This is a genomic window from Thiocystis violacea, assembly GCF_016583565.1.
Classification (GTDB): domain Bacteria; phylum Pseudomonadota; class Gammaproteobacteria; order Chromatiales; family Chromatiaceae; genus Thiorhodococcus; species Thiorhodococcus violaceus_A.
In genome coordinates this window covers 14,412-39,682 of sequence record NZ_NRRF01000006.1, presented here as the reverse complement: position 1 = coordinate 39,682, position 25,271 = coordinate 14,412, and the positions used below count along the sequence as shown (strand labels likewise).

At 65.4% G+C, this 25,271-nt stretch carries 27 protein-coding genes; 10 read left to right on the top strand and 17 right to left on the bottom strand.

Annotated features, from left to right (window positions below; translation table 11 throughout):
- Positions 1-216 precede the first annotated feature (216 nt).
- The gene (locus tag CKO23_RS03990) at positions 217-1,704 is read left to right on the top strand and encodes a phosphomannomutase (protein ID WP_200328467.1); all 1,488 of its coding nucleotides are present in this window, start codon (positions 217-219) and stop codon (positions 1,702-1,704) included.
- A gap of 12 nt (positions 1,705-1,716) precedes the next feature.
- Here CKO23_RS03990 and mgtE read toward each other — a convergent pair whose 3' ends face one another.
- The 14 genes from mgtE to CKO23_RS03920 all read right to left on the bottom strand — a co-directional run bounded on the left by mgtE (position 1,717) and on the right by CKO23_RS03920 (position 13,914).
- Positions 1,717-3,078 carry a magnesium transporter gene (gene mgtE / locus CKO23_RS03985; protein ID WP_200328466.1) on the bottom strand — a complete coding sequence of 454 codons (1,362 nt, stop codon included), beginning with the start codon at positions 3,076-3,078 and terminating at the stop codon, positions 1,717-1,719.
- A gap of 91 nt (positions 3,079-3,169) precedes the next feature.
- Positions 3,170-4,912, bottom strand: coding sequence for a phosphoenolpyruvate--protein phosphotransferase (gene ptsP / locus CKO23_RS03980; protein ID WP_200328465.1), 1,743 nt, complete (start codon positions 4,910-4,912; stop codon positions 3,170-3,172).
- Positions 4,909-5,178, bottom strand: coding sequence for an HPr family phosphocarrier protein (locus tag CKO23_RS03975; protein ID WP_200328464.1), 270 nt, complete (start codon positions 5,176-5,178; stop codon positions 4,909-4,911). Before CKO23_RS03975 ends, ptsP begins: the two co-directional genes overlap by 4 nt.
- Positions 5,179-5,283: 105 nt before the next feature.
- Positions 5,284-5,682, bottom strand: a complete 399-nt coding sequence (locus tag CKO23_RS03970; RefSeq protein ID WP_200328463.1) for a PTS sugar transporter subunit IIA — start codon at positions 5,680-5,682, stop codon at positions 5,284-5,286.
- Entirely contained in the window at positions 5,679-6,536 is an 858-nt protein-coding gene (gene rapZ / locus CKO23_RS03965; RefSeq protein ID WP_200328462.1) for an RNase adapter RapZ, read from the bottom strand. The genes CKO23_RS03970 and rapZ overlap by 4 nt, the downstream gene beginning before the upstream one ends.
- Before the next feature lie 57 nt (positions 6,537-6,593).
- Complete coding sequence (gene hprK, locus CKO23_RS03960) at positions 6,594-7,556, bottom strand: HPr(Ser) kinase/phosphatase (protein ID WP_200328461.1); 963 nt, start codon at positions 7,554-7,556, stop codon at positions 6,594-6,596.
- Between the two features lie 77 nt (positions 7,557-7,633).
- Positions 7,634-8,083 (bottom strand): PTS sugar transporter subunit IIA, encoded by a 450-nt coding sequence (locus CKO23_RS03955; RefSeq protein ID WP_200328460.1) that lies wholly within the window; start codon positions 8,081-8,083, stop codon positions 7,634-7,636.
- Between the two features lie 342 nt (positions 8,084-8,425).
- On the bottom strand, positions 8,426-8,749 hold the full coding sequence (gene hpf / locus CKO23_RS03950; RefSeq protein WP_200328459.1) for a ribosome hibernation-promoting factor, HPF/YfiA family: 324 nt from the start codon (positions 8,747-8,749) through the stop codon (positions 8,426-8,428).
- 32 nt (positions 8,750-8,781) lie between these two features.
- Positions 8,782-10,266: an RNA polymerase factor sigma-54 gene (locus CKO23_RS03945; RefSeq protein ID WP_200328458.1), complete on the bottom strand. Its 1,485-nt coding sequence runs from the start codon at positions 10,264-10,266 to the stop codon at positions 8,782-8,784.
- Positions 10,267-10,436: 170 nt separating this feature from the next.
- Positions 10,437-11,162, bottom strand: a complete 726-nt coding sequence (lptB, locus tag CKO23_RS03940) for an LPS export ABC transporter ATP-binding protein (RefSeq protein ID WP_200328457.1) — start codon at positions 11,160-11,162, stop codon at positions 10,437-10,439.
- Positions 11,163-11,187: 25 nt separating this feature from the next.
- Positions 11,188-11,658: a lipopolysaccharide transport periplasmic protein LptA gene (gene lptA, locus CKO23_RS03935; RefSeq protein WP_346014563.1), complete on the bottom strand. Its 471-nt coding sequence runs from the start codon at positions 11,656-11,658 to the stop codon at positions 11,188-11,190.
- A gap of 59 nt (positions 11,659-11,717) precedes the next feature.
- On the bottom strand, positions 11,718-12,329 hold the full coding sequence (gene lptC, locus CKO23_RS03930; protein WP_200328456.1) for an LPS export ABC transporter periplasmic protein LptC: 612 nt from the start codon (positions 12,327-12,329) through the stop codon (positions 11,718-11,720).
- Between the two features lie 13 nt (positions 12,330-12,342).
- Positions 12,343-12,864, bottom strand: a complete 522-nt coding sequence (gene kdsC / locus CKO23_RS03925; RefSeq protein ID WP_200328455.1) for a 3-deoxy-manno-octulosonate-8-phosphatase KdsC — start codon at positions 12,862-12,864, stop codon at positions 12,343-12,345.
- Between the two features lie 30 nt (positions 12,865-12,894).
- Complete coding sequence (locus CKO23_RS03920; RefSeq protein WP_200328454.1) at positions 12,895-13,914, bottom strand: KpsF/GutQ family sugar-phosphate isomerase; 1,020 nt, start codon at positions 13,912-13,914, stop codon at positions 12,895-12,897.
- A 683-nt stretch (positions 13,915-14,597) separates the two neighbouring features.
- Here CKO23_RS03920 and CKO23_RS03915 point away from each other — a divergent pair.
- From CKO23_RS03915 to hisC, 9 genes are all read left to right on the top strand, one after another.
- The gene (locus CKO23_RS03915) at positions 14,598-15,392 is read left to right on the top strand and encodes an ABC transporter ATP-binding protein (protein ID WP_346014562.1); all 795 of its coding nucleotides are present in this window, start codon (positions 14,598-14,600) and stop codon (positions 15,390-15,392) included.
- Positions 15,392-16,174 (top strand): lipid asymmetry maintenance ABC transporter permease subunit MlaE, encoded by a 783-nt coding sequence (gene mlaE / locus CKO23_RS03910; RefSeq protein ID WP_200328453.1) that lies wholly within the window; start codon positions 15,392-15,394, stop codon positions 16,172-16,174. Before CKO23_RS03915 ends, mlaE begins: the two co-directional genes overlap by 1 nt.
- Positions 16,175-16,177: 3 nt before the next feature.
- Complete coding sequence (mlaD, locus tag CKO23_RS03905; protein WP_200328452.1) at positions 16,178-16,645, top strand: outer membrane lipid asymmetry maintenance protein MlaD; 468 nt, start codon at positions 16,178-16,180, stop codon at positions 16,643-16,645.
- The gene (locus CKO23_RS03900; protein ID WP_200328451.1) at positions 16,645-17,265 is read left to right on the top strand and encodes an MlaC/ttg2D family ABC transporter substrate-binding protein; all 621 of its coding nucleotides are present in this window, start codon (positions 16,645-16,647) and stop codon (positions 17,263-17,265) included. The genes mlaD and CKO23_RS03900 overlap by 1 nt, the downstream gene beginning before the upstream one ends.
- The gene (locus tag CKO23_RS03895) at positions 17,262-17,579 is read left to right on the top strand and encodes an STAS domain-containing protein (RefSeq protein WP_200328450.1); all 318 of its coding nucleotides are present in this window, start codon (positions 17,262-17,264) and stop codon (positions 17,577-17,579) included. Before CKO23_RS03900 ends, CKO23_RS03895 begins: the two co-directional genes overlap by 4 nt.
- A 45-nt stretch (positions 17,580-17,624) precedes the next feature.
- Complete coding sequence (murA, locus tag CKO23_RS03890) at positions 17,625-18,905, top strand: UDP-N-acetylglucosamine 1-carboxyvinyltransferase (RefSeq protein ID WP_200328449.1); 1,281 nt, start codon at positions 17,625-17,627, stop codon at positions 18,903-18,905.
- Positions 18,902-19,546 (top strand): ATP phosphoribosyltransferase, encoded by a 645-nt coding sequence (gene hisG, locus CKO23_RS03885; RefSeq protein ID WP_200328448.1) that lies wholly within the window; start codon positions 18,902-18,904, stop codon positions 19,544-19,546. The genes murA and hisG overlap by 4 nt, the downstream gene beginning before the upstream one ends.
- A gap of 76 nt (positions 19,547-19,622) precedes the next feature.
- The gene (gene hisD / locus CKO23_RS03880) at positions 19,623-20,930 is read left to right on the top strand and encodes a histidinol dehydrogenase (protein WP_200328447.1); all 1,308 of its coding nucleotides are present in this window, start codon (positions 19,623-19,625) and stop codon (positions 20,928-20,930) included.
- Entirely contained in the window at positions 20,927-22,003 is a 1,077-nt protein-coding gene (hisC, locus tag CKO23_RS03875) for a histidinol-phosphate transaminase (RefSeq protein WP_200328446.1), read from the top strand. Before hisD ends, hisC begins: the two co-directional genes overlap by 4 nt.
- 69 nt (positions 22,004-22,072) lie before the next feature.
- Here the strand turns inward: hisC and CKO23_RS03870 are convergent, their stop codons facing one another.
- From CKO23_RS03870 to CKO23_RS03860, 3 genes are all read right to left on the bottom strand, one after another.
- Positions 22,073-22,792 carry an anaerobic ribonucleoside-triphosphate reductase activating protein gene (locus CKO23_RS03870; RefSeq protein WP_242482200.1) on the bottom strand — a complete coding sequence of 240 codons (720 nt, stop codon included), beginning with the start codon at positions 22,790-22,792 and terminating at the stop codon, positions 22,073-22,075.
- Between the two features lie 102 nt (positions 22,793-22,894).
- Entirely contained in the window at positions 22,895-23,086 is a 192-nt protein-coding gene (nrdD, locus tag CKO23_RS03865) for an anaerobic ribonucleoside-triphosphate reductase (RefSeq protein WP_200328444.1), read from the bottom strand.
- Between the two features lie 59 nt (positions 23,087-23,145).
- Positions 23,146-25,200 carry a ribonucleoside triphosphate reductase gene (locus CKO23_RS03860; protein ID WP_200328443.1) on the bottom strand — a complete coding sequence of 685 codons (2,055 nt, stop codon included), beginning with the start codon at positions 25,198-25,200 and terminating at the stop codon, positions 23,146-23,148.
- Positions 25,201-25,271: the final 71 nt, after the last annotated feature.

The following is a 25,271-nucleotide window of genomic DNA, read 5'->3' as shown; positions in this document are numbered from 1 at the left end:
GGGTCGTGCTGGGATCCTGGTGCCGCCTGTCTGTGCGCACCTGGGCTGCTGAGTTTACAGCCGAAGCCCGGTTGCGCCCATCCGCCGATCGCGTCGGCGAGTTCCGCCCGACCCTGACCGGCGTCTTTTCGGCGATGGGGATCAGCTTTCGGCTGAGCTAGAATCAGCCCTGGCAAGGCGTGCTGAGGGCACCCGCAAACCCCGACGAGGATAGAGATGCAAATTGGCGATCTGATGACCAAGAGTGGTGTCACGTTCGGCACCAGCGGTGCGCGCGGCTTGGCGGTGGAGATGACGGACTGGGTCTGCTACGCCTATACCTCTGGTTTCCTGGGGTATCTGCGCGATCTCGGGGTGCTGTCCGCCGGGCAGGACGTTGGGATCGCCGGGGATCTGCGCCCCAGCTCGCCGCGGATCATGACCGCCTGCGCGCGCGCGGTGCTCGACATGGGCTGCTCCCCGGTCAATGCTGGGTTTATCCCAAGCCCCGCGTTGGCTGCCTTTGGCATCGCGCGGAGCGTTCCGACCCTCATGGTGACCGGCAGCCATATCCCGGACGATCGCAATGGCATCAAGTTCAATCTGCCGACGGGCGAGATTCTCAAGCGAGACGAGGAGGGCATTCGGGCGCAGTGCGTGACGCAGCCGTCCGGCCTCTTCGACGCGGACGGGGGCTTTCTGACCGACCAGTCGTCCGCTCTACCCGCGCCTGACGACAGGGCCTACGTCAGCTACGTTGCCCGCTATCTGGATTTCTTCCCGGCGGGCTGTCTGGTTGGACGACGCGTTGGTGTTTACGAGCATTCGAGTGTGGCGCGGGAGGCCTATCGCGACGTGCTGGCCGGCTTGGGTGCCGAGGTGACCTGCCTGGGTCGCTCGGACGTCTTCATGCCCGTGGATACCGAGGCGATCCGTCCGGAGGACGTCGCGCTGGCGCGGGAGTGGGCGGCGGATGGCCAGTTCGACGCCCTGGTGTCCGCGGATGGTGACGGCGATCGGCCGCTCGTGGGTGATGAGACCGGGACCTGGCTGCGGGGGGATATCGCCGGGGTGCTCTGTGCGCGCCAGCTCGGGGCGCGCGCTGTGGTGACGCCGGTGAGCAGTAATACGGCGGTCGAGAAGTGCGGCGGCTTCGAGCGTGTGAAACGGACCCGGATCGGCTCGCCTTTCGTCATCGAGGGGATGCAGGCGCTGATGGCCGAAGGGCTTGCGCCCGTCGTGGGTTACGAGGCCAATGGTGGCTTCCTCTTGGGGACGGACCTCGAACAGGATGGGCGCCGCCTTGCCGCCTTGCCGACGCGGGATGCCGTTTTGGTCGCCGTCACCATCCTCCTGGCATCGGCGCGACAAGGCAAAGTGGTCTCCGCCCTCGCTGGCGATCTGCCGCGGCGCTACACCTATAGCGATCGCCTCAAGGATTTTCCATCGCACATCAGCCAGGCGCGTCTCGCCGAGATCAACAGCGGTGATGTCGAGCGGGACAAGGCGGCGATCGAGAGTCTCTTCGCCGCGGATTTCGGAGCGGTTGCGGCGATCGACGCGACCGATGGCTTGAGGATGACCTTTGCAAGCGGCGAGATCGCGCACCTGCGACCTTCCGGGAATGCCCCTGAGCTGCGTGCCTACACCGAGGCCGCCACCCCGGAGCGCGCCGAGAGCATGAACCGGATCTGTATGGAACGACTCGCCGAATGGCGCCGCTGAAGGCCAGCGGCATCAGAGCAGGAAGATGGTTGCGAGCCCGAGGAAGGCGAGGAAGCCGACGACGTCGGTGACCGTGGTCAGGATGACCCCGCCCGCCAGGGCCGGGTCGATCCCCAGACGCTCCAACAGCAGGGGGAGCAGGGCGCCGGCAAAGGCGGCGGCCAGCAGGTTGATGCTGATGGCGGCGGCGATGACCATGGCGATCCGCGTGTCGTGGAACCAGAGCTCGGCGATCAGGGCGACGACCAGTGCCCAGATGACGCTATTGATCGCCGCCACGGCCATCTCCTTGAACAGCAGCCAGCGCGTGTTCGCGAACGTCAGCTGACCCAGGGCGAGGCCCCGGATGGTCAGGGTCAGCGTCTGTGTCCCGGCGATGCCCCCCATGCTGGCGACGACGGGCATGAGGACCGCCAGCGCCACCACCTGTTGGATGGTCGCCTCGAACTGCCCGATGACCCAGGCCGCCAGAAAGGCGGTGAGCAGATTGACCCCGAGCCAGAGCGCCCGCCGGCGGGCACTCAACAGCACGGGCGCAAACATGTCATCGGTTTCGGACAGACCGGCTTGACCGAGGAACTGGTGGTCGGCTTCCTCGCGAATCACGTCCATGACGTCGTCGACCGTGATGCGGCCCAGCAGATTGCCGTCTTCATCGACCACGGGCACGGTCACCAGGTCGTGCTGCTCGAATCGGGTCGAGACCTCGCGCGCGCTCCAGGTGGCCGGGATGGCCTGGACGTCCAGCGTCATGGCCTCGGCGACCGAGTCGTCAGGGTCATGCGTCAGCAGATCCGTCAGGTAGAGCACCCCCAGATAGTGACCCTTTCGGTTCACCACGATGAGATTATCGGTGATGTCCGGCAGCCCGTCCTTGAGTCGGCGCAGGTAGCGCATCACCACGTCCAGGGTCATCTCTGGGCGCACCGTGACCGTATCCGTGTTCATGAGGCCGCCGGCGCTGTCCTCCGGGTAGGACAGGGCCTTTTCGAGGCGGTCGCGGCGCTGCTGATCGAGCGATTTGACGACCTCATGCGTGATGGCGACCGGCAGATCCTGAATGATGTCGGCCAGGTCGTCGGTATCGAGGTTGCCGACGGCCGCGACCAGCTCGCCGGTGTCCATGAGCTCGATCAGGTGCTCGCGGACGTCGTCGTGCAGATAGGTCAGAACCTCGCCGTCGTACTCCGAATCGACCAGATTCCAGACCAGCTCGCGCTTCTTGGGTGGCAGCGACTCCAGCAAGTGCGCGATCTCGGCCGTCTGCAGGGCATTGAGCATGCGGGCGGCCTTGCGCATGGCGCCCTGCTCGAGGACGTCGTGCAGGTCTTCGAGACGCGTGGTTTCCGGATTGCTGGCGGCAGGGGCAGTCATGATCACCTTGTCTGAGGGTCGCGGGTGGTCGACGGCGTCTGGGTAGAGCCGTGCCTCTATGCTAACAGCTGGGGCGCTGTTCCGAGCGGTCTCAGTCCTGATTCAAGGTGTCGAGCAGGCGGGCGGGATGGGTGTCGTCGAGGTGGGTGAAGAGTCGGGCGGTGCGCCGCTGCAGATCCTCGGTGTCGACCTGCAGGAGGATCTCTTTGACGTCGAGGATGGCGCCGGGCTGCATGCTGAATTCACGCAGCCCCATGCCTAGCAGCAGGCGCGTGAAGCGGGTGTCGCCAGCCATTTCGCCGCACATGCTGACGGCGATGCCGGCACCGTTTCCGGCGTCGATGATCATGCGGATCAATCTGAGGATGGCTGGATGGATGGGGTCGAAGAGGTAGTTGACCGAATCGTCCAGCCGATCCACCGCCAGCGTGTACTGCGCCAGATCGTTGGTGCCGATGGAAAGGAAGTCCACCCGCCGCGCGATGGCTCGGGCGGCGAGCGCTGCCGCGGGGACTTCGATCATGGCGCCGACGGGCAGGTCGTCGTCGTAGGCCAGGCCCTGTGCATGTAGCTCGCGCTTGAGCTCGGCGAGCAAGGCGAGCACGGTGTCGATCTCCTGGACGTTGGTGACCAGGGGCAGCATCAAGCGCACTGGTCCGAGTGCGGCGGCGCGCAGGATGGCCCGCAGCTGTGGTCGGAAGAGCGCCGGCTCTTTGAGGCAGAGCCTGAGGGCGCGCAGCCCCAGGGCTGGATTGCAGGCGCCCGACCCGCAGGCGGAGAGGCCGTCGGCGCGTTTGTCGATGCCGAGATCCAGGGTGCGGATGGTAAGCGGAATGCCGTCGAGATCCGCCACCAGGGCGGCATAGGTCGCCAAGTGCTCCGCCTCGTCGGGCAGATCCTTGCGATTCATGTAGAGGAATTCCGTGCGATAGAGACCGACTCCGGAGATGCCGTTGGCGCGCGCGATGTCGACGTCCTCCGGCAGCTCGAGATTGGCCTGAAGGCTGATGAGGACGCCGTTGCGCGTCTTGGCCGGTTGGTCGACGATGTCCCGTAGTCGGCGCTGGCGGGCCTCGATGGCGCGCAGTCGTTGGCGATAGTACTCCAGGGTCGACTCGTCGGCCTTGGCGAGGACGGTGCCGGTTTCGCCATCCACCACCAGGGGCTCGCCCGAGCGCAGATAGCGCGTGATCTCGTGAATGCCCATGACGGCGGGCACACCCAGGCTGCGCGCGAGAATCGCCGTGTGCGACATGGGGCCGCCGAACTCGGTCACGAAGGCGGCGGCGCCGCGATGTTTCAGCAGAATGGCATCCGCCGGCGTCAGATCCCGGGCGACCACCACGACGCCCTGGAGGTCCTGCTCCTCCAGGCGGGTGTGCGGGGCGTCGTCGCGCAGATGGGTCTGGATCTGGTGGACCACATGCTCGATGTCGTCGCGGCGGGTGCGCAGATAGGGGTCGTCCATCTGCTCGAACACCTCGACCAGGGTGTCGCCATGGATCTGTAAGGCCCATTCGGCGTTGCAGCGCTCGTCGGCGACGATGCGCCGGACCTCATCGACCAGGGCGGCGTCCTCGAGCATCAGGAGATGGGCGTCGATGAATTCGGCGACCTTGACTGGGGTGTTGCGCGGGATCTGGGCGCGCACCCTCTGCAAGGCGCGTCGCGCCGCGGTGACGGCGAGATCGAAACGCGCGATCTCCGCGGGGACTTGCTCGGAGCTGATACTGGAGTGCGCGGCGCCGACGCGTCCGCGGGCATCGATGAAGGCTGGACCCAGGGCGATCGAGCAGGCGGGCGCGATGCCGATCCCTTGGAAGGCCAGTGTCACTCGGGCTCTCCGAAGCGTTCGCGAATCAGTGTCTCGATCGCCATGATGGCCGCCTCCTCGTCGTTGCCCTGCGCTTCGACCGTCACCGTCGTGCCCTTGCTGGCCGCCAGCATCATGACGCCCATGATGCTCTTGCAGTTGACGCTTTGGCCGCGTCGCGCGATGTCGATCTGGCTTTCGAAGCCTGTCGCACACTGCACCAGTTTTGCTGCCGCACGCGCATGCAGCCCGAGCTTGTTGCAAATCTCGAAGTCTTTCCGAATCATCCCGCGTGACATCCTGATGGGTATAAGCCTAGTGCCTAATCAATTGGCGTGCCTGATCGAGTAGCGTGCCGGATCGAATCGCATGACCGGATCGAGCGCCGACCGCTACTCGGGCGGCGCGCAGAGACGCACGCCGTCGCGTCCTCCCTGCAGGGCCTTGTCGACGACTGCGTTCAGATCGAGGTTGGCGTAGTTGAGTGCCTTCAGCAGCATCGGCACATTCACCCCGGCGAGCGCGCGAATGCGGGGATGGCACTCGCAGAGCGCAAGCGCGATGTTGGCGGGGGTTGCGCCATAGAGGTCGGTGAGCACCAGCACCCCGTCGCCGGCGTCCAGGCCGTCGGCCAGACGCCGGGCATCGGCGAGCACGCGCTCGCAGGGTGTGTCGTTGATGACTTCAAGGATCTCGACCGCGCTGGGCCGGCCGCCGAGGATGTCGCTCGCGATGCGCAAGAGGTCGCCCGCAAGCGGCCGATGCGTGAGCAGCAGAATCCCGACGCTCATGAGAGCTCCCGATGGCGCACCATGACCTTGTGGCCGAGCGCCTCGAAATGCCGGCTGAGCGCCTCCGTCATGTAGACCGAGCGGTGTTGCCCGCCGGTGCAGCCGATCGCGATCGTCAGGTAGCTGCGGCCGTCCGTCTCGAAGAGCGGGATCCAACGCTCGAAGAAGCGCGTCAGGTCATCGCGCATGGAGAGGACCGCCGGGCTGGCTTCCAGGAACTGCGCCACCTGAGGATCGAGTCCGGACAGCACCCGCAGCTCGGGTTGCCAGTGGGGGTTGGGTAGGCAGCGGACATCGAAGACGAAGTCGACGTCTTGCGGAACGCCGTGCTTGAAGCCGAATGACTTGAGCAGAATGGAGACCTTGGGCGAGGTGCTGCCGACCAGCCAGCCGCGCACCCGGTCGCGCAGCTCATGGACATTGGTCTGGGTGGTGTCGATCAAGACGTCCGCACTGCGCCGAATCGGTTCGAGCAGCGTCTGTTCGAGTGCGATTGCCTCGCGCAACGAGCGGTCTCCCCGCGTCAGCGGGTGTTTGCGCCGCGTCTCGCTGAAGCGGCGGATCAGCGTATCCGTATCCGTTTCGAGGAAGAGCATCTGGCAGTCGATGCCGCTGGACTGTGCGGAGCGCACCAACTCCGGCAGGCGCTGGAGTGCATCCGGGTTGCTGCGGGCGTCGACCCCGACGGCCGTGTTGGCAAAGGCTTCATCGAGTGCCTTGTCGAGTCCCTGGACGAGGTCTTCGAGCAGGAAGATCGGCAGATTGTCGATGCAGTAGAAGCCCAGGTCTTCGAGCGTATGCAGAGCGATGCTCTTTCCAGACCCGGACAGGCCGCTGAGGATGACCAGTTTCATGGCGCGTGCTGTGTGTGAGGCTGAGAGATGTCGGCCGTGGTGCCGAGGCGCGCGTCCTTAACGCCGGGTGCCGGGTGGATCCGGTCGGTCCTGGCCGATGGCGCGTGCTTGACGGTCGATGAAATCGACCCCCGCATCATAGCCTCGGATTCTGAGGATTTGGTGTCTGACGGCGGCCTCTACCAGGATCGCCAGGTTGCGGCCGGGCGCGACCGGCATGGTGATCTTGGGCACGGCCAAACCCAGGACGTTCATCACCGAGAGGCTCCCGCTGAGCCGGTCGATGCAGGCGAGCTGCTGGTGATCCAGCGGCTGGAGATCGATGATCAGATTGAGCGTCTTGTTACGCATGACTGCGCCCTCGCCAAACATGGCGCGGATATTGAGGATGCCCAGGCCGCGGACCTCCAGGAAGTCGCGGAGCGTCTCCGGGCAGGTGCCTTCGACCACCTCTGGCGCGATGCGCGCGAATCTGGGGGCGTCGTCGGCGATGATGCGATGGCCTCGGGTGATGAGGTCCAGCGCGAGTTCGCTCTTGCCGACCGCGGGATCCCCGATCAAGAGGACGCCCATGCCCAGCACCTCGATGAAGACGCCGTGCAGCGTCTTGCGCTCGGCCAGCGCGTGCGTCAGGAAGTAGCGCAGGTGGTTGATCAGATCTTGATCGCCCAGCGAGGAGCCGAGTAGCGGCGTTTGCGCATGCGCGGCCCGCTCGCGGATATCGGCGTCGGGCTCGATGCCGTCGGTGAAGATGACCGCCGCGGGGCGGTCCGCGAAGAGCTTGTTGATGGTCTCGCCGTAGGCGGTGCTGCCCAGGGTCTTGAGGTAGAGCTGCTCAGGGCGGCCGATGACCTGGAGACGATTCGGGTGGATGCAGTTCAGCGACCCGATGAGGGAGTGCTGGGCTTGCTCGGGGGCGTCCCCGCGCAACGGCAGCTCGCGCGCTGGCACTGCCGTCAGCCAGCGCAGCTTGAGCTGCGGCCCGGTCTGGTCGACGACGGATTGGAGGCTGTCGATCATGACGCAGGTCCGAGGCGCTTAGCCCGCGTGGTGCTGAGCGCCGAATGGGCCTCTGAGCGCCGACCGGGTCTTGCGTATCATTGGTTGTTGAGCACCTGCAGCAGCTCGGCGGCCGTGCTCGCCTCACGCAGGCGTGCGCGAACTTGGGTGTCGCTGAAGAGGCTGGCGAGATGGGCGAGCAGGTGCAGGTGCTCCTCGTTGGCGGCCTCGGGGACCAGCAGCGCGAAGGCGAGGTCGACCGGCTCGCCGTCGGTGGCATCGTAGTCGACGCCCTGGACGGTCTGCACGAAGGCGCCGAGGACCTCCGTGATGTCCTTCAGCCGAGCATGGGGCAGCGCAATGCCATGTCCGAGCCCGGTGCTGCCGAGACGTTCGCGCTCGAGCAGGCGCTCGAAGACGATCTCGGTCTGCAAGCGCGGGTGCTCGCTCGCCAGCAGCTCGGCCAGTGTCTCGAGCAGCCGTTTCTTGCTGGCGATCTCCATGCCGCAGCCGATGCGGGCTTCACTGATGAGGTCAGGGCTGAACATGGGGCCGACTCCTAGGCACTAGCGCGCCCACCAACGTCCATCGCTCGGGGTGCTGCTCTCCCAAGCCGGTGCAGAGTATCGATTTCCGCTCATAGGTGTCTGCTCTTGCGTGTCTACGCGATTGGTCCGGCATTCCCCGTGCCATTGCGCAAGGGGCCGCCGAGTCCTGCGCGCTACCCGAGGTGGTTGCCGTATCGGGGTGGTTGCCGTATCCCGATGCTTATTGTGTCCGTCTGTCGGCGTCTCAATGCAAAACACCCCGAACGGTCGGTCTGCCCCGTTCGGGGTGCTGCGATCACCCGTTAAGGATACGCCGCTTTCAGCCTGAAGGCGCGCTCGCGGTCACTCCTCGGCCTCTAGGATCTTCGTCGGGCCGCTGCGATGGCTGCTCTTCTTCTCCTTGTAGCGGAGAACCTGCCGGTCCAGCTTGTCGATCAGGCCGTCGATGGCCGCGTACATGTCCTCATGGACGGAGTCGGCAAATACCTTGCCCCCATTGATGTGGAGCGTTGCCTCTGCCTTCTGCGCGAGCTTCTCGACGCTGAGAACGACATGGGCGTTGATGACGTGGTCGAAATGCCGTGCGAGACGCTCGAATTTACTGTCGACGTATGTCTTCAGTGCATCGGTGACGTCGATGTGGTGACCCGTCAGGTTGATCTGCATCATGTGACTCCTTCAAAGGTTCAAACGGCCTGTCAAGCCAGGCGTTTGCGCTCGTTCGAGGGTGGGATACCCATTGCCTCGCGGTATTTGGCGACTGTTCGCCGCGCCACATTTATACCCTGATTACCCAGTTCTTGGGCAATCTTGCTGTCGCTGAGCGGCTTTTTTGTCGACTCGCCAGCGATCAGTTTGCGGATCAGGGCACGAATGGCTGTGGATGAGCACTCGCCGCCAGATGCTGTATTGACGTGGGAAGAAAAGAAATATTTGAACTCGAAGGTGCCGCGCGGGGTGTGCATGTATTTCTGCGTGGTCACGCGTGAGACGGTCGATTCGTGCAGCTCCAGCGCCTCGGCGATGTCACGCAGCACCATGGGCCGCATGCCCTCATCGCCATGCTCGAAGAAGTCCTGCTGCATTTCGACGATCTTCGAGCCCACTCGCAGCACGGTGTCGTTGCGGCTGGCCAAGCTCTTGATGAACCAGCGCGCCTCCTGCAGATGACTCTTGAGCGTGCTGCTGTCCGCGCTCTGGTCGGAACGGCGAATCAATCGCGCGTAGTCCGCATTCACGCGCAGCTTGGGTGTCGATTCCGCGTTCAGCTCGACGTGCCAGCGCCCCTCTCGCCTGCGCACGAAGATGTCCGGAACAACGTACTCCGGTGGCGCGTCTTCGATCAAGCTGCCGGGCCTGGGGTTGAGGCTGCGGATCAGCTCCAGCGCGGCGGCGATCTCCTCTTCGGACAGCTTCAGCTGGCGCACCAGGGCGTTGATGTCGCCCCTGGGCAGGTGCTCGAAGCCGTCGGCGCAGATGGCGATGGCTTGATCTCTGCTGGGTGTGGCGGTGGGCAGCTGACGCAGCTGAATGAGCAGGCATTCCTGAATCGTGCGGGCGCCGACGCCGGATGGGTCGAGCGACTGGACACGATGGATCTGGGTCGCGACCTCCTCGCGGCTGATCTGTGCGTTGTCGATGGTGGCAAGCAGCTCATCGACATCGCTGCGCAAGTAGCCGCCCGCGTCGATGGCATCGATCACGGCCTGAGCGATCATGAAGTCGCGTTCGCTCAGTCGGCTGAGGTTGAGCTGCCAGGCGAGGTGGTCCTGGAGCGTCTGCGGGCGGCTCTGCTGAGCGAAGGGGTCGAAGTCGGAGCCGTCGTCCGTCCCGTGCGAGGTGGTCGGCAGGTAGCTGTCGTAGACATCCGCCCATTGCGTGTCCACCGCAAGCTCCTCCGGCATCTCGTTGGACTCGCCACGGACTTCGCGGTCGACTTTGAGGTCCTGCTCGGCCTGTGTGGTCTCGGCCTTCTCCGGCTGCGGGAGCCGCATGTCCAGGTCGTCGGCGGCGTTGAAGCGATCGGCCTCGTCACCTTCCTCGAGCATGAGGTTGGTCTCGAGCGCCTCCTGGATCTCCTGTTGGAGTTCGAGCGTCGACAGTTGCAGCAGCTTGATCGCCTGCTGCAACTGGGGCGTCATGGTGAGGTGCTGGCTGAGGCGAAGCTGGATGGATTGCTTCATCGATCGCGTTGGCGTCTGTATCTGTACCGTTCGGGAAGGGTTAAAGCAATAACAGTGCCTGACGTGATTCTAGCCCATTTCGCCGCGCGCCGACGGTTGTTCGTCGCTTGGCTTCGGGGGCTTGGGTGGGTCGGCACCCGTCGAGCCTACTCGACTCTGTCCGGCGCTGGCTACATCGAAAAGTCCGCGCCCAAGTACACCTCTCGGACCTGTTGGTCGGCAAGCAGCGTTGCAGGCTCACCCGAGGCTATCACCGTTCCCGCGCTGATGATGTAACCGCGGTCGCAGATGTCGAGGGTTTCGCGGACATTGTGATCCGTGATGAGCACACCGATGCGGCGATCCCGCAGATGCGAGACGATCGACTTGATGTCTCCGACCGCAATGGGGTCGACGCCGGCGAAGGGCTCGTCGAGCAGCATGACGGCGGGGTCAACGGCAAGCGCGCGGGCGATTTCCAGACGGCGGCGTTCACCGCCGGAGAGGCTCAGGGCGAGGGAGTCGGCGACATGGGCGATGCCCAGCTCCTCGAGCAGTCGCTCGCAGCGTTGCTCGCGCTCCGCGCGCTTGAGTGCCTTGCGGGTTTCCAGGATCGCCATGATGTTCTCGCGGGTGCTGAGCTTGCGGAACACCGAGGGCTCCTGGGCGAGGTAGCTGAGCCCGGAGCGCGCCCTTGCATGCATGGGCAGCCGTGTGACGTCCTGTCCGTTGAGCAGGATGCGGCCTTGGTCGGCGGGGATGAGTCCGACGATGAGATAGAAGCAGGTGGTCTTGCCGGCCCCGTTCGGACCCAGCAGCCCCACCACCTCGCCCGCGTCCACTTCGAGGCTCACGCCCTGCAGGACCTGGCGGCGGCGGTAATGCTTCTGCAAGTGCTCGGCGCGCAGTGTGGTCACGCGCGGCACCTTGGCTGTGAGACCGTCATTGCTTTTCGGGGGTGATGGTGATTTTGACTCGTCCCGAGCCTCCGGCGCGGAACTGGGCCTTGGCGCGGTCGTAGACGATGCGCTCCCCGGACAGCCGGTCGCTGCCCTGGATCAGGAGACCATCGCCGATCAGGGTCAGCTCGTCCTTGTCGGCGTCATACTCCATCCGCTTGGCGAATGCCTGCACCTCGCCCTGCTTGTCATCGAGCAGTTGCTTGTATTTGGCCGGCTTGCCAAGCGCGATGATCAATCGCGGCTGGCGGTCCTTGCGGTGGTAGACGGTCACATGGTCCGCCAGCAGGCGCATGCTGCCCTGATCGACCTGCACATTGCCGACATAGACGCTGGTGCTGTCGCTCTCGCGGACCTCGACGTCATCGGCTTCGATCAAGACCGGTTGTTTGGCGTCGTCCTTGAGCGCCCAGGCGGACGTCCAACCAGACAAGGCGAGGCAGCCGAGCAAGATCGAGGTTTGAGCGCGAAGCCTGAGTGGCAGGCGCAACCCTCTTTGCACTGCGCATGGCTTCAAGGCGGGGTCTCCTGTTCGGGGGCGAGTCGGATGCGCGCGCGACCGTGGAAGGTCGAGCGGGTCGGCTCGTTGTACCAGAGCCGCATGCCGTTCGCCTTGAGGGTGTCGCCGTCGCTGCGGATGCGCACTGGCAGATCCGTTTCGGCAATGCCTTGCTCGCGCCAGATGTCGATCTGCTCGGTCTCCAGGTGCGCGGGGCGGGAGGTGGCATCGCCGGCGCGGTCGAGCTCGACGTTGCCGATCAGACGGACCTGATCGCCGCCGGCGAAGACGGTGCCGGACCGGGCGCGCGCGTGCCAGGGTTGCCCTTCCGCTTCGTAGAGTTCCATGCGCGGCTGATCCAGCTCGGAGAGGTCTTCCTTCACGTAGTGCCGCAGCTGCTGAGCGATCAGTCGTCGGCTTGGCTGGCCGGTGGCATCCGTTTCGACGGCCGAGAAATCCTTGACGACATAATCGGGCAGGCGCTGACGCGGCTGCTTGGAGGCGCCCTCGTCGCTGGTTTGGAGCAGCCACCAGGCGGCGGCGCCGATGGCAGCCAGCAGGATGCCCAGCAGCAGCTGGCGTCCAGACCACCATGGCCCGTCCAGCGGATGTGCATAGCGTGTCATCTGTCGTGGGCCATCATGTGTAGCGGGCCATCATTGCGTCCAGTGTGCCCTGGGCGTCGAGGATCAGCTCGCAGACCTCGCGCGCCGCACCCCGACCGCCGAGTGCCAGCGTCGACCAGTGCGCGTGCTGCTTGACGGCCGGGTGGGCGTCGGCGACGGCGATGGCCAACCCGACGTGCCGCATGATGGGCAGGTCGACGACGTCGTCGCCGACATAGGCGATGTCCGTGTCAGCGAGCGCGAGACGCCCCTTGATCTCCTCATAGGCCGGGAGCTTGTGCCGGTAGCCCTGATAGACGTCCGAGATGCCGAGACTCTCCATCCGCATCTGTACCACGTTCGAGGTGCGCCCCGTGATCACGGCCAGACGCACGCCGCTCTCCTGGAGCATCACCATGCCGTGCCCGTCGCGCGAGTTGAACGCCTTGTACTCCTGTCCGTCGTCACCGAGGAAGAGGCTGCCGTCCGTCAGGACCCCGTCGACATCGAAGATCACCAGCCGAATGCGCGCGGCACGCTCGCGAATGTCTTGCATCTGGACGCTCCCCAGGTTTTTGAATCGTGGTCAGACGACGCCGGCTCTGAGTAAGTCGTGCATGTTCAAGGCGCCGATCAGGCGGCGTTCACGGTCGAGGACCAGCAGCCCATTGATCGACCTGGACTCCATGATCCTGACTGCCTCGACGGCCAGCGCATCGGCCTCGAGCGTGGTGCAATGCGCTGTCATGACGGCGTCGATGCGGGTCTCGCGCACATCGATCCCGCGATCGAGGGCGCGTCTCAGGTCGCCATCGGTGAAGATGCCGACGAGCCTGCCCTCGGCGTCGAGCACGGCGCTCATGCCGAGGCCGGTGCGGGACATCTCCTCGAGGGTATCCAGTAGGCTGGTGCCGAGGGTGACCTTGGGCAGGCGCTCGCCGCGGTGCATGATGTCCCCGACATGCAGCAGCAGGCGTCGTCCGAGGCTGCCCGCCGGGTGCGAGCGGGCGAAGTCCTCGGCGGTGAAGCCGCGGCTCTCGAGCAGTGCGATCGCCAGGGCGTCCCCCATCGCCAACGCGGCCGTCGTGCTGGACGTGGGCGCCAGCCCCAAGGGGCAGGCCTCGGTCTCGACGCTGATGTCGAGGTTGACGTCCGCCTCCTGGGCGAGGGTCGAGGCGCGCCGGCCGGTCATGGTGACCATGGGCACACCGAGCCGCTTGAGGATGGGTAGGATGGTGAGCAGCTCGTCGGTTTCGCCCGAATTGGAGATGGCCAGCACGACATCGCGTGGTGTGATCATGCCGAGGTCGCCGTGGCTGGCCTCGCCGGGGTGGACGAAAAAGGCCGGGCTGCCGGTGCTGGCGAGCGTTGCGGCGATCTTGCCGCCGATGTGGCCGGACTTGCCCATGCCGAGCACCACGATGCGACCCTCGCAGGCGAGCAGATAGCGGCAGGCCTCGACGAAGGACTGGTCCATGCGCCGGGCGAGTGCCGCGACGGCCTCGGCCTCGGTCTCGATCACCGCGCGGCCCAGCGCCACGATCTTCTCCGCCTGTCCGCTCGAGAGGACGGCCTGCTGCGCGCCGAGTTTGCGTTGCTCTGTCATGCTCGCTGGATCATTTTTGGTTGAATTCTTGCTGGTTGCGTTCTTCAGGTGCGCTCCAGGAAGCCGTTGAGGAGCGGCCAGTGATGTTCAGCAGGATGCGCCGGATTCCTCAGGAGTCCCATTGTCGAGCATGCCGATCCTGCCAGTCCTGTCCATCCAGCGCATCGGGTCTTTCGGTGCCGGGGCTCCCGAGAAGCGCCTATGGCTGCCGGTTGATTCTGGGTCCGCGCCCGAGCCCGCACAAAAATACACCAAGGGATGCACCGCTGTCCCCTGCAGGCAGCTGTGGATCGTCGCGCGTGACCAGGAGTGACGCGCGTCGGCCCAGCTTCTGTCTGGCGGGCCGACGTGAGGACGCCCAACATGCGCCCTTTCGCTGGGTCTCGTCCCTCGGCCCAACCGCGACGCTCGATATCAGTTGTGGTCACACCCTGGATCGTCGGCTATCTTGACGCTTCGACACGCGCTCGCGACAATTCAGAGTTTCGCCAATGGCGCACCAGATTCAGTATCAGACCATGGCTAGGCGAGGCTCAGGCGCGCGGCACAGTGTGAGGGAGCAAGGCGTTGGCTCGGAAGAGCACCCCCATCCAACGCCGCAGGTACCCACGTGCCTGGCCGCGAGCGAGACCGATCGGGTCCGCGAGCCAGCCCCTTCGGGTCCGGCTCCGGAGGACGCGCCCATCGTGCGGATCCGTGGTCTGAGTTATCGCCGCGGCTCCCTGGTCATCTTCGAGGATCTGGATCTGGATATCCGGCGCGGCGCGGTGACGGCTGTGATGGGGCCGAGCGGAACCGGCAAGACGACCTTGCTCAAGTTGATCACCGGCCAGCTCCAGCCCGACGCGGGTAGCATCGAGGTGGATGGCCTGGAGGTTCGGCGCCTCGACAAGGCGGAACTCTGCCGGCTGCGTCGCCGGATGGGAATGCTCTTCCAGGCCAACGCCCTGCTGACGGACCTGAGCGTGTTCGACAACGTCGCCTACCCCTTGCGCGAGCACACCCGGCTGAGCCCCACGCTGCTGCGCAAGCTGGTCCTCATGAAGCTCGAGGCCGTGGGTCTGCGCGGTGCGCGCGACCTCATGCCCAGCGAGCTCTCGGGCGGCATGGCTCGGCGCGTCGCGCTGGCGCGGGCGATCGCGCTCGATCCCATGATGATCCTCTACGACGAGCCCTTCACCGGCCAGGATCCCATTTCCATGGGCATGCTGATCCAGCTCATTCGCCAGCTCAATGACGCGGTGGGGCTCACCAGCATCGTGGTCTCGCACGACGTGCGGGAAACGGCAGGCATCGCGGATTATCTCTATGTGATTGCGCAGGGGCGGATCGTCGCGCGCGGCACACCCGCGGAGATCGCCGAGGATCGCTCGGACTGGGTGCGCCAGTTCATGGATGGTCTGCCGGACGGGCCAGTGCATTTCCACTATCCCGCGCCGCCGCTCGATCAGGATCTCCGTCTGCGGGGTGCCGCCTGATGCTACTGGGCGCCGTTGCGGGACTGGGGCGAGGCGTGTTGGATGCGCTGACGCAGCTGGGGCGGGCGCACCTGCTGCTCGGCGGTATCCTGCGTGGCTCGGGCGAGGTGCTGCGCCATCCCCGTCTGCTCGGTGAGCAGGTCTTCAACATCGGCGTGCTCTCGCTCCTCATCGTCTGCGTGTCGGGACTCTTCGTCGGCATGGTCCTGGGGCTTCAGGGGTACTATGTGCTCGCGCAGTTCGGCGCCGAGGAGAGCCTCGGGGTCATGGTCGCCGCCTCGCTGGTGCGGGAGCTGGGGCCGGTTGTCGCCGCCCTCCTGGTGGCCGGTCGCGCGGGCTCGGCGCTCACGGCGGAGATCGGCCTGATGAAGGCGACCGAGCAGCTGTCCGGCCTTGAGATGATGGCGGTCGACCCGGTGCGCCGAATCCTCACGCCGCGGTTCTATGGCGGCGTGATTGCCATGCCGATCCTCGCGGCCATCTTCAGCGCTGTCGGCGTGATCGGCGGCTACTTCGTGGCGGTCGGGCTGCTGGGCGTCGACGAGGGCGCCTTCTGGAGTCAGATGCAAGCGAAGATCGATTTCTCCGACGACGTGGTCAATGGCGTCGTCAAGAGTCTCGTCTTCGGTGTGGTCGTGACTTGGATCGCCCTCTTTCAGGGGTATAACACGGTGCCGACCTCGATCGGTGTCAGCCGTTCGACGACGCGCTCAGTGGTCCACTCGGCCCTGGTGGTCCTGGGGCTGGACTTCGTATTGACGGCGCTGATGTTCGGAGACTAAGGCATGGCCAAGCGGCAAAACGTGGAATTGATGGTCGGGGTCTTCATGGCCCTGGGGATCGTAGCCCTGTTTTTTCTCGCGATGAAGGTGAGCAACCTGAACCTCAGCGCGGGTGGTGATGGATATCAACTGACCGCGCGCTTTGCGAATGTCGGCAGCCTCAAGGTGCGCTCGCCCGTGACCATGGCCGGGGTGCGAATCGGGCGCGTCGAGGCGGTGCGTTTCGACAAGGCGACCTATGAGGCGGTCGTGAGCATGCGGATCGACGCCGAGGTGGACTCCATTCCGGAGGACACCTTCGCCAACATCTTCACCTCCGGTCTGCTCGGCGAGCAGTACGTCGGACTCGAGCCCGGCGGTAGCCAGGATTTTCTGCGCGATGGCGGCGAGATCGCCAATACCCAGTCGGCACTGGTTCTCGAGCAGATGATCGGACAATTCCTTTTCAAGAAAGCAGGTGAGAGCGGGTAATGCTTCCGAGACGTCGATTTCTTCTTTTGATCCTGTTGCTCGCGCCTCTGGCGTGGAGCAGCACTCTTCTGGCCGCGCAGGACGAGGCGACGGCGCTCGTCAAGCGCACGTCGGAGCGCATGCTGGAGACCCTGCAAGCACGCCGTGCCGAGGTCGACCGCAATCCATCCCTGATCTACGGGATGATCGAGAGCATCGTTGCGCCTCACTTCGACTTCGAGCGCATCACACAGGGTGCCCTCGGGCAATACTGGCGTCAGGCGAACCCGGCCCAGCAGCGCCAGCTGGTCGATGGCTTCAAGCAGGTGCTCGTGCGCACCTATGCGCGCTCGCTGCTGAGCTATTCGGGACAGGAGATCCGCTATCTACCGGTCAAGCCGGGTAGCCGCCCGTCGACGGTGACGGTCTCGACCGAGGTGCGCGAGGCCGGGTCGTCGCCCATTCCGGTGGACTACCGCATGTACAACAGCGGCGGCGGCTGGAAGGTCTATGACGTGGTGATCAACAATGCCAGTCTGGTCGGCAACTACCGCAGCAGTTTCGCCAACGAGGTCCGTCAGGGTGGTGTCGACGGTCTCATCGGCAAGCTGTCGGACATGAACCGCAAGGGCCAAGGGTGACGGAAACACGCCTGACGGCCCCGGAGCCCGGGCGCTGGCGGTTGTCCGGCGTCCTCGACTTCATGACGGTCCCGCGCCTGGCGAAGGAGGGGGATGTCCTTCTCAAGGGCGCGCAGAGTCGGGGTCTGGAGCAGGTCGAGGTCGACCTGTCCGGCATCGAGTCCGCCAACAGCGCGGGGCTTGCCCTCCTGCTCGAATGGATGGACATGGCGCGCACGCGCGGGCTGCGCTTGACCTACCTCCACCTCCCAGAGTCCCTTGGCCGGATCGCCGCCGTCTCGAACCTGCATCGCCTTCTGCCGATCGGCGCTTGATCGCCGTTTGGCCTCGCTTCCTTCTTTCTGCGTTTTCTGAAATCAATGGACAAACTCCTCATCACCGGCGGCTGCGCACTTCAGGGTTGCGTGCGTGCATCCGGTGCCAAGAACGCCGCGCTGCCCATCCTCGCCGCGACCCTGCTGGCGGACGGCCCCGTCACGCTGACGAACGTCCCTCGATTGAGGGACATCAGCACCACCATGGCGCTCCTCGGGCGCATGGGCGCCAGTCTGACCCAGGAGGCGGCGGATCGCATTCGCGTCGAGCCTCGCGCCCTGACCAGTTTCATTGCGCCCTACGAGCTGGTGAAGACCATGCGTGCCTCCATCCTGGTGCTCGGACCCTTGGTCGCGCGCTATGGTGAGGCGGACGTCTCCCTGCCCGGCGGTTGCGCGATCGGTGCCCGTCCGGTCAATCTGCATATCGAGGGGTTGCGTGCCCTGGGTGCCGAGGTCAGCGTGGACAGCGGATACATCCGCGCCCGGGCGAAACGCCTCAGGGGGGCGCGCCTGTTCATGGAGCTGGTCTCCGTGACGGGGACCGAGAATCTCATGATGGCGGCGGCGCTGGCGGACGGCGAGACCCTGATCGAGAACGCCGCGCGGGAGCCGGAGGTCGTCGACCTGGCCCAGCTCCTCATTGCCATGGGGGCGCGTATCGAAGGTGCCGGGACGGATCAGATCCACATCCAGGGTGTCGAGCGCCTCGGTGGTGCCGAGTATCGGGTGATGCCGGATCGCATCGAGACCGGAACCTTCCTGGTCGGTGCCGCCATGACGGGTGGGAAGGTGCGTGTCGAGGAGACACGGCCGGACTGCCTCGATGCCGTGCTCCAGAAGCTGCGGGAGGCGGGCGCCGAGATCACCACCGGGCCGGATTGGATCGAGCTGGACATGCGCGGGCGGCGTCCCAAGGCCGTCGACATCCACACCGCGCCGCATCCGGCCTTCCCCACCGATATGCAGGCCCAGTTCTGTGCCCTCAACGCGGTCGCCGAGGGCGTCGGGGTGGTGGCCGAAACCATTTTCGAGAACCGATTCATGCATGTGCCCGAGCTGCAGCGCATGGGGGCGGACATCCGCGTCGAGGGGAATCTGGCCGTCTGTCACGGCGTTTCCGGGCTCACCGCCGCGCCCGTGATGGCGACCGATCTGCGCGCCTCGGCCGGGTTGGTGCTGGCCGGACTCGTGGCCAGTGGCGAGACGCTCATCGACCGCATCTATCACCTGGATCGCGGCTATGAGACCATGGAGGCAAAGCTCCTGACCCTTGGTGCTCACATCGAGCGCATCTCCGGTGGGAATGGAACCCTGACGCCATGAATCTGAATGCCCCGCTGACCATCGCCCTCTCCAAGGGCCGCATCTTCGAGCAGACTCTGCCGCTGTTGGCGCATGCCGGCATCCAGCCGCTGGATGACCCGGAGACGAGCCGAAAGCTGATCCTCGAGACCAGCAATCCGCGGGTCAAGCTCGTCATCATTCGCGCGAGCGACGTCCCCACCTATGTCCAGTACGGTGCGGCCGACCTTGGGGTGGCCGGCAAGGACGTGCTGTTGGAACATGGCGGTGACGGGCTCTACGAGCCGCTCGATCTCGGTATCGCGCGCTGCCGCCTCATGGTGGCCGGATTGCCGGGCACCCAGACCCCGGTCTCCCGGCGGCTGCGGATCGCCACCAAGTACGTTCACAGCGCCGAGCGCTATTTCGCCTCCAAGGGCGAGCAGGTCGAGATCATCAAGCTCTACGGTTCCATGGAGCTGGCGCCCCTGGTGGGTCTGTCGGATCTCATCGTGGATCTGGTCGAGAGCGGCAATACGCTCAAGGCCAACGGGCTCGTCCCCCTGGAGCACATTGCCGACATCAGCTCAAGGCTGGTCGTCAACAAGGCGTCCTGGAAGATGAAGCATGAGGCCATGACCGTCCTGCTGGAGCGGCTGCGCGAGGCGGTTGGCGCTGGCTGACCGATCGCGCTGACACGGCATCCAATCAAGACCTCATCCAATCGAGACCTCATCCAATAGAGGAAGCGTGATCGTTGTGACCGATATCAAACGCCTTGCGACAACGGATTCCGACTATCAGGCACGGATCGCCGAGCTGCTGGCCTGGGAGTCCGTGTCGGACGACGGCGTCCAGCAGACCGTCGCCGAGATCATCCGCGACGTCCGGGCGCGTGGCGATGCGGCCTTGATCGACTACACCAACAGGTTCGATCGCTGGGCCGCGGCCTCGGGTGGCGATCTTGAGCTGCCGCTCGTGCGCCTGGAGCAGGCCTGGAACGCCATCCCGGCGGATCAGCAAGTCGCGCTCGAGACGGCGGCGGCGCGTATCCGCGCCTATGCCGAGCATCAGAAGATGAGCGGCTGGAGCTACCGCGAGGCGGACGGGACACTGCTTGGCCAGCAGGTCATGCCCCTGGACCGTGCCGGCCTCTATGTCCCCGGCGGCAAGGCGGCCTATCCCTCGTCCGTGCTCATGAATGCCATTCCGGCCAAGGTCGCCGGTGTCGCCGAGCTCATCATGGTCGTGCCCACGCCGGGCGGCGAGCTGAACGAGCTGGTGCTCGCCGCGGCCCATGTCGCGGGCGTCGACCGGGCATTCGCCATTGGAGGCGCGCAGGCGGTCGCCGCGCTCGCGTATGGCACCGAGACAATCCCCGGAGTCGACAAGATCGTCGGTCCGGGCAACATCTATGTGGCAACGGCCAAGCGTGCCGTCTTCGGTCAGGTCGGCATCGACATGGTGGCCGGCCCCTCGGAGATCCTGGTGGTCTGTGACGGCCAGACCGATCCGGACTGGATCGCCATGGACCTCTTCTCGCAGGCCGAGCATGACGAGGATGCCCAGTCCATCCTGGTGAGCTGGGATGGCGATTTCCTCGACCGTGTCGCCGCCAGCATCGACAAGCTCCTGCCGACCATGGAGCGCCAGGAGATCATCGCCACCGCCCTGCGCGCGCGCGGCGCCCTCATCCGGGTGCGGGATCTCGACGACGCCGTCGAGGTTGCCAACTTCATCGCGCCGGAGCACCTTGAGCTGTCGATCGAGGATCCCGAGTCCGTCGCCGGGCGCATTCGGCACGCCGGCGCCATCTTCATGGGTCGCTACACCGCGGAGGCCCTCGGCGACTATTGCGCGGGCCCCAACCACGTGTTGCCGACCTCACGCACCGCGCGCTTCTCCTCGCCGCTTGGTGTCTACGACTTCCAAAAACGCTCCAGTCTCATCATGGCCTCCCACGCGGGCTCGGCCGAGCTGTCCAAGACGGCCTCCATCCTGGCGCGCGGCGAAGGGCTCACGGCCCACGCGCGATCGGCGGAGTACCGCGGAGCAGCCCCCCGATGAAGGCGTTGATCGATGCCCTGGTGCGTCCCGAGGTCCGCGCGCTCAAGGCCTACCATGTGCCCGAGGCCGCGGGGCTGATCAAGCTGGACGCCATGGAGAATCCCTACGGTTGGCCGGATAGCCTCAAGGCCGCGTGGCTGGAGACCCTGCGGGACGTCGAGCTCAATCGCTACCCCGACCCGCAGGGGCAGGCGTTACAGCAGGCACTGCGCGAGGCCATGGAGATCCCGGCCGACATGGGCCTGCTGCTCGGCAACGGCTCGGATGAGCTGATCCAGATGATCGCCCTCACGGTGGCTCAGCCGGGACGCAAGGTGCTGTCCGTCGATCCCGGCTTCGTCATGTACCGCATGATCGCGGGCTTCGCCGGGATGGAGTACGTCGGCGTTCCGCTTCAGGCCGAGGACTTCTCCATCGATCTCCCGGCGATGCTGGACGCCATCGCGCGGGAGCAGCCGGCGGTCGTCTATCTCGCCTACCCGAACAACCCGACCGGCAATCGGTTCGACGCCGACGACATCGTCCGCATCATCGAGGCCGCGCCTGGCGTGGTCATCGTCGACGAGGCCTATGCACCCTTCACGGATTGCAGCTTTCTGGGACTCTTGGGCGACTGGGAAAATCTCTTGGTGATGCGCACCGTCTCCAAGATGGGGCTGGCGGGTTTGCGGTTGGGGTATCTGGTGGGGCCGCGGCCCTGGCTTGAGGAGATCGACAAGGTCCGCCTGCCCTACAACATCAACGTGCTCACCCAGGCGTCGGCCGTCTTCGCGCTGCGGCACAAGGCGGTGCTCGATCAGCAGACCCACGACATCCGTGTCGAGCGTACTCACCTGTTCGAGGCGCTGCGCGGCATCGACGGCATCCACGCCTATCCGAGCGAGGCCAATTTCATCCTGGTGCGCGTGCCGGAGGGGCAGGCCGATGCGATCTTCGCCGGCCTCAAGGCGCGCAAGGTGCTCATCAAAAATCTGAACGGCGCCCACCCGCTGCTGAAGGATTGCCTGCGCCTCACTGTTGGCACGCCGGAAGAGAACGGCGCGCTGGTCTCTGCGCTGCGCGCTGTCCTTTAGGCGATTTTCGGGAAACAACAGACCAACCGCCCCCTGCCTTGATGATCCGCTTGTTTTCCGGAAGGATCCTTACAGCCAGGTTCCCCGGCTGCTCAGGCTGGAGAACCACTCAGGGCGAACCTGCGCGGTAAGCCCTGTCCGCGCCGGTTGTCCCGCCGCAAGCCTGGGGTCCAGCGTGTGATCCCTGTCGCAGGCCTGTAAGCAGTAGTTGCTGACGCCAGCGTCGGCGAGGGTCTTGGCCAGCTCGCCAACCAGGTCTGGCGTCCAGCCCGGCATGAGGGTGGTGCGTACCTCGAGTGGAATCCCCGCGGCCAGAAGGAGGCGCAGGCTTTCCCACGCCTGTTCACCAGAGCCTGGGACGCCCGTGACACTGGGATAGTCCTCAGGCAGCGCCTTGATATCCAAGCCGACCCAATCGAGCAAGGGCAACAATTGACTCAGGCGTTGCGGATAGGCGCCGCCCGTATGCAGGCCGATCTTGTAGCCGAGCGAGCGGGCCTCGCGCATGGCGGCGGCGAGCGCGCGCTGCGCGGTGGGTTCCCCGCCGCTGAAGACGACGCCATCGAGCAGGCCGACACGGTGTTCGAGAAAGCCTCTGACCTCTGACCAGGAGATGCCCCCGCCGCTGTCGTCATCCAGTAAGTCGCCGTTCTGACAATAGCGGCAGCGCCAGGGGCAACCCTGGCAGAAGACGACGGCGGCAAGCTCGCCGGGGTAATCGATGCTGGTCAGCCGGGTCAAGCCGCCGATGCGCAGAGGGTCTGCGTCTGACGGTTGCGGTTGCGCCAAATCCTTTCCTGGTTTGAGCGAGGGGGCGATGGACTGCGATCGGTCGAGGACGTTTGGCATGGCAGGTGCGTTGGCCGCCGAGCGGCGGCGGCCAGGGGGAGATTAGGCCGCCACCAACTGCTCGCGGCGCTGCGGCGCGCCCTTCGGCTGCTCGTTGAAGTAGCAGCGGTCGGCATGCTCGGCGCGCTTACCGGTGTTGAAGGCGGAGACCGGGCGGTGGTAGCCCATGACGCGGGTCCAGACCTCGCAAGGCGTCCGTTCTGTATCGTCGAGTTGGATGGTTGCGTCGGTCATGGCGTGCTGCTCCTGGTTGGGGTTCATTGGGGGGGTGATTGGACGGTTCGGTGCTTGATTCATTCGGTGGCGGCCTGGAGCGCCGGGGTGTCTTGCTTGGCCAGCTTGCGTGCGATCAGCTCTTGGTCGCAGATCGGGCAATAGGGGTGCTCGCCGGCGATATAGCCGTGTTTGGGGCAGATGGAGAACACCGGGGTGACCGTGATGTAGGGCAGGCGGAAGCCCTCCAGCGAGCGCCGCACCAGCCGCTTGCACGCCTCGGTCGAGGAGATCTGCTCGCTCATGTAGAGGTGCAGCACGGTGCCGCCGGTGTACTTGCTCTGCAGGGCTTCCTGCATGGCCAGCGCCTCGAAGGGGTCGTCCGTGTGACCGACCGGCAGCTGCGAGCTGTTGGTGTAGTAGGGCGTCTCCCGCGTGCCGGCCTGGATGATGCCGGGGAAGCGCTTCTGGTCCTCGCGGGCGAAGCGGTAGGTGGTCCCCTCCGCTGGGGTGGCCTCCAGGTTGTACATGCTCCCGGTGCTTTCCTGGAACTCGACCATGCGGGTCCGCACATGGTCGAGCAGGCGGCAGGCGAGGGCATGGCCGGTCGGGGTCGTGATGTCGTCCGCGTCGCCGGAGAAGTTGCGGATCATCTCGTTGACGCCATTGATGCCGATGGTCGAGAAGTGATTCCGCAGGGTGCCGAGATAGCGCTTGGTATAGGGGAAGAGCCCGGCGTCCATGTGCCGCTTGATGACCTTGCGCTTGATCTCCAGGCTGTTGCGCGCGATGTCCAGCAGCGCGTCGAGACGCGCCAGCAGACCGGCCTCGTCGCCCTTATGGGTGTGGCCGAGCCGCGCGCAGTTGATGGTGACGACGCCCAGTGATCCGGTCTGTTCCGCCGAGCCGAAGAGCCCGTTGCCGCGCTTGAGGAGTTCGCGCAGGTCGAGCTGCAGCCGGCAGCACATGGAACGCACCATGTTGGGCGTCAGCTCGGAGTTGATGAAGTTCTGGAAGTAGGGCAGGCCGTACTTCGCGGTCATCTCGAACAGCAGTTCGGCGTTCTCGCTCTCCCAGGGGAAATCCGGGGTGATGTTGTAGGTCGGGATCGGGAAGGTGAAGATCCGGCCCTTGGCGTCGCCCTCGGTCATGACCTCGATGTAGGCGCGGTTGATCATGTCCATCTCAACCTGGAGGTCGCCATAGGTGAAGGGCTGCTCCACGCCCGCAATCACCGGCACTTGCTCGCGCAGGTCTTCCGGGCAGACCCAGTCGAAGGTCAGGTTGGTGAAGGGCGTCTGACAGCCCCAGCGCGAGGGCACGTTGAGGTTGTAGATCAGCTCCTGGATGGCCTGCTTGACGTGCGGGTAGTCGAGCCCGTCGACGCGCACGAAGGCGGCCATGTAGGTATCGAAGCTCGAGAACGCCTGGGCGCCGGCCCACTCGTTCTGAAGGGTGCCGAGGAAGTTGACGATCTGGCCGACGGCGGACGACATGTGCTTGGGTGCGCTCGCCTCCACCTTGCCCGGAACGCCGTTCAGGCCCTCGTTGAGCAGGGTGCGCAGCGACCAGCCGGCGCAGTATCCGGCGAGCATGTCGAGGTCATGGATGTGGAAATCGCCTTCGCGGTGGGCCTGGCCGATCTCGGGCGGGTAGACGTGATTCAGCCAGTAATTGGCGATCATCTTGCCCGAGGTGTTGAGGATGAGCCCGCCGAGCGAGTAGCCCTGGTTGGCATTGGCCGCGACGCGCCAGTCGGAGCGGTCCAGATACTCATTGATGGAGCCGCCGACGTCGACCAGGGTACGGCTGTCGGTGCGCAGCTTCTTGTGCTGCTCGCGGTAGACGATGTAGGAGCGCGCGGTTTCGAAGTGGTTGGCGCTGATCAGCGTCTGCTCGACGACGTCCTGAATGTCTTCGATTTCGGGCAGGCGCCCCTCACCGAAACGGTGGGCGAGAACCTTGACGACCTGGGCGGTGAGCAGGCCGGCCTCCAATGGGCCGAACTCCCCAGTTGCCTGCCCGGCGCGCAGGATCGCGGACTCGATCTTGGAGGCGTCGAAACGGACTTCGATGCCGTCGCGCTTGAGGACGCGCGTCGGCAGCGTTGGAAAGTTTGGCTGACCGGTTCCCATGGTGGTTCTCTGATGTTTGCACTATATCTTGTGGTGCGGAGTTTAACGCCAACTAGATGATGTGTCGCGCA

What these genes read in the sequence shown, in the direction of transcription:
- CKO23_RS03900 (WP_200328451.1), top strand. Translation starts at nt 16,645, where the DNA reads ATGCTTCCGAGACGTCGATTTCTTCTTTTGATCCTGTTGCTCGCGCCT.
- mgtE (WP_200328466.1), bottom strand. Translation starts at nt 3,078, where the DNA reads ATGACTGCCCCTGCCGCCAGCAATCCGGAAACCACGCGTCTCGAAGAC.
- hisC (WP_200328446.1), top strand. Translation starts at nt 20,927, where the DNA reads ATGAAGGCGTTGATCGATGCCCTGGTGCGTCCCGAGGTCCGCGCGCTC.
- hpf (WP_200328459.1), bottom strand. Translation starts at nt 8,749, where the DNA reads ATGCAGATCAACCTGACGGGTCACCACATCGACGTCACCGATGCACTG.
- CKO23_RS03920 (WP_200328454.1), bottom strand. Translation starts at nt 13,914, where the DNA reads ATGACAGAGCAACGCAAACTCGGCGCGCAGCAGGCCGTCCTCTCGAGC.
- mlaE (WP_200328453.1), top strand. Translation starts at nt 15,392, where the DNA reads ATGCTACTGGGCGCCGTTGCGGGACTGGGGCGAGGCGTGTTGGATGCG.
- rapZ (WP_200328462.1), bottom strand. Translation starts at nt 6,536, where the DNA reads ATGAAACTGGTCATCCTCAGCGGCCTGTCCGGGTCTGGAAAGAGCATC.
- murA (WP_200328449.1), top strand. Translation starts at nt 17,625, where the DNA reads ATGGACAAACTCCTCATCACCGGCGGCTGCGCACTTCAGGGTTGCGTG.
- CKO23_RS03955 (WP_200328460.1), bottom strand. Translation starts at nt 8,083, where the DNA reads ATGTTCAGCCCTGACCTCATCAGTGAAGCCCGCATCGGCTGCGGCATG.
- CKO23_RS03975 (WP_200328464.1), bottom strand. Translation starts at nt 5,178, where the DNA reads ATGATTCGGAAAGACTTCGAGATTTGCAACAAGCTCGGGCTGCATGCG.
- hisG (WP_200328448.1), top strand. Translation starts at nt 18,902, where the DNA reads ATGAATCTGAATGCCCCGCTGACCATCGCCCTCTCCAAGGGCCGCATC.
- lptC (WP_200328456.1), bottom strand. Translation starts at nt 12,329, where the DNA reads ATGACACGCTATGCACATCCGCTGGACGGGCCATGGTGGTCTGGACGC.
- mlaD (WP_200328452.1), top strand. Translation starts at nt 16,178, where the DNA reads ATGGCCAAGCGGCAAAACGTGGAATTGATGGTCGGGGTCTTCATGGCC.
- CKO23_RS03990 (WP_200328467.1), top strand. Translation starts at nt 217, where the DNA reads ATGCAAATTGGCGATCTGATGACCAAGAGTGGTGTCACGTTCGGCACC.
- hprK (WP_200328461.1), bottom strand. Translation starts at nt 7,556, where the DNA reads ATGATCGACAGCCTCCAATCCGTCGTCGACCAGACCGGGCCGCAGCTC.
- nrdD (WP_200328444.1), bottom strand. Translation starts at nt 23,086, where the DNA reads ATGACCGACGCAACCATCCAACTCGACGATACAGAACGGACGCCTTGC.
- CKO23_RS03860 (WP_200328443.1), bottom strand. Translation starts at nt 25,200, where the DNA reads ATGGGAACCGGTCAGCCAAACTTTCCAACGCTGCCGACGCGCGTCCTC.
- kdsC (WP_200328455.1), bottom strand. Translation starts at nt 12,864, where the DNA reads ATGCAAGACATTCGCGAGCGTGCCGCGCGCATTCGGCTGGTGATCTTC.
- CKO23_RS03945 (WP_200328458.1), bottom strand. Translation starts at nt 10,266, where the DNA reads ATGAAGCAATCCATCCAGCTTCGCCTCAGCCAGCACCTCACCATGACG.
- CKO23_RS03970 (WP_200328463.1), bottom strand. Translation starts at nt 5,682, where the DNA reads ATGAGCGTCGGGATTCTGCTGCTCACGCATCGGCCGCTTGCGGGCGAC.